Source organism: Spirillospora sp. NPDC049652, assembly GCF_040675125.1.
Lineage (GTDB): Bacteria > Actinomycetota > Actinomycetes > Streptosporangiales > Streptosporangiaceae > Spirillospora.
In genome coordinates, this window is the sequence record NZ_JBFAOF010001115.1 from 1 (window position 1) to 2,118 (window position 2,118).

Below are 2,118 nucleotides of genomic sequence, written 5' to 3' on the forward strand. Positions count from 1 at the left end.
GTCGGCATGCCCGACGCCGGCCGCCGCCGCACGCCCGGCCTGCGCCGCGAGGAGGTCGCCGTCCTCGCCGGGGTAGGGGTGTCCTGGTACACCTGGCTCGAACAGGGCCGCGACATCCGCGTCTCCGAGGACGTCCTGGACGCCATCGCGCGGGCGCTGCGCCTGGACGGGGCCGAACGCGAGCACCTCTACCTGCTCGCCGGGCTGAACCCGCCGCGCGCCGAGGCCGCCCCGGCCGTCCCGGTGTCGCCCGAGCTGATCCGCGTGCTGGACGCCTGGTCGCCCCGTCCCGCCTACATCCAGGACCGGCACTGGGGCTTCCAGGCCGTCAACGACGCCGCGCGCGTGGTGTTCGGGTACGGCGAGACCGACCACAACTGCCTGGTCAGCTACTTCACCAACGCCCGCTTCCGGGCGACCAACACCCTCTGGGAGCACAACGCACCGGGCGTGGTCGCGCGGTTCCGCTCCGACATGGCCCGCTACTCCGACGACCCGGAGTTCCCGCGGATCGCCGCCGACCTCGCCGCCGTCTGCCCCGAGTTCGCCGAGCTGTGGGAGCGGCACGACGTGGCCCACGGCGCGGAGGCGACCAAGGCGATCCTGCATCCCGAGGTGGGCGAGCTGGTCTTCGACGCCACGCTGCTGCCGCTGCCGGACCGTCCCGGCCTGAACCTCGTGCTGCACAACCCGCGTCCCGAGACCGGGACGATGGAACGGCTGGAGAAGCTGATGCGCAGCGGCCCGCGCCTGGTGGAGGCCGTCTGACGCGCCGCCGCCGACCGCCTGTGTGCCGCGGTCGGGCCGGCTGAGGGTGGTGGTGCCACACCCAGGATGAGCCGACACTGCCGCCTTCCGCCGCCCGGCGGCAGCCTTACGGGCATGACGAAGCGCTTCACGAACAAGACGGCCCTGATCACCGGCGGCACCAGCGGCATGGGCCTCGCCACCGCCCGGCTGCTGCTGGACGAGGGCGCCCAGGTGGTCATCACCGGCCGCGACGACAAGCGCCTGGACGCCGCCGCCGGGGAACTGGACGCGGGCGACCGCCTGCTGACCGTCCGCGCCGACGTCGCGGACCTCGCCGACCTCGACGCCCTCATGGCGCGGATCCGCGACCGGTTCGGACGGCTCGACGTGCTGTTCGCCAACGCCGGCGTCGGGGAGTTCCAGCGCAGTGCCGAGGTCACCGAGGACGACTTCGACCGGATCGTCGGCGTCAACTTCAAGGGCGTCTACTTCACCGTCCAGAAGGCCGTCCCGCTGATGACCGGCGGGGGAGCGGTCGTGGTCAACGCGTCCTGGACGCAGTACCGGGGGATGGCCGTCGCGTCGGTGTACTCGGCGTCGAAGGCGGCCGCGCTCAACCTCGCCCGAACGCTCTCCAGCGACCTCGCCGACCGGCGCGTCCGCGTCAACTCGGTCAGCCCCGGCTACATCGACACCCCGATGTTCCGCGCCGCCGCCCCGACCGAGCGGGAGGCCGCCGCCTACGCCGGGCAGGTCGTCGCCGGACGGCTCGGCACCTCCGAGGACGTCGCCCGAGCCGTCGCCTTCCTCGCCTCCGACGACGCGTCCTACATCACCGGCCAGGACCTGGTCGTCGACGGCGGCCTCGTCTCCTCCCTCCCCGCCTGAACCCCCTCCTGCCCGAAGCCAGCGGAACACCGAAAGGACCCTGTGCCATGAAGGCCGTCACCATTCCCGAGTTCGGCGACGCCGACGTCCTGCGCCTCGATGACGTCGCCGTGCCCGAGCCCGGCCCCGGCCAGGTGTCGATCGACGTCGACTACGCCGGAGCCAACTTCGCCGAGATCCTGTACCGACGCGGCATCGCGGACGTGCCGCTGCCGTTCGTCCCCGGCATCGAGGTGTCCGGACGGATCCGCGCGCTCGGCGCGGGGGTCGAGGGGCTGCGCGTCGGCGAGCCCGTCGCCGCGCTGACGATCGTGGACAGCGGCGGCTACGCCGAGGTCGCCGTCACCTCCGCCGACCTGGTCGCGCCGTCAGGCGACCTGGACCCGGCCGTCGCGGCGGGCGTGCCGTCCAACAGCACCACCGCCTACCTCGTCCTGGACCGGCTGGCGCGGCTCGCGCCCGGCGAGCGGGTGCTCGTCC

The 2,118-nt window shown here is 73.5% G+C and carries 3 protein-coding genes; all 3 read left to right on the forward strand.

Translation table 11 applies throughout. The features are described from left to right. A partial coding sequence (locus tag AB0J52_RS37565) for a helix-turn-helix transcriptional regulator (protein WP_500187728.1) occupies nt 1-768 on the forward strand: 768 nt, incomplete at its 5' end. A 114-nt stretch (nt 769-882) separates the two neighbouring features. Next, nucleotides 883-1,638, forward strand: coding sequence for an SDR family NAD(P)-dependent oxidoreductase (locus AB0J52_RS37570; protein ID WP_500187730.1), 756 nt, complete (start codon nt 883-885; stop codon nt 1,636-1,638). Nucleotides 1,639-1,685: 47 nt separating this feature from the next. Beyond that, nucleotides 1,686-2,118: quinone oxidoreductase family protein (locus tag AB0J52_RS37575; RefSeq protein WP_500187731.1), on the forward strand; the 433-nt coding region annotated here is incomplete at its 3' end.

Excerpts from the sequence above, each read along its gene's own strand:
- AB0J52_RS37570 (WP_500187730.1), top strand. The coding sequence starts at position 883 with ATGACGAAGCGCTTCACGAACAAGACGGCCCTGATCACCGGCGGCACC.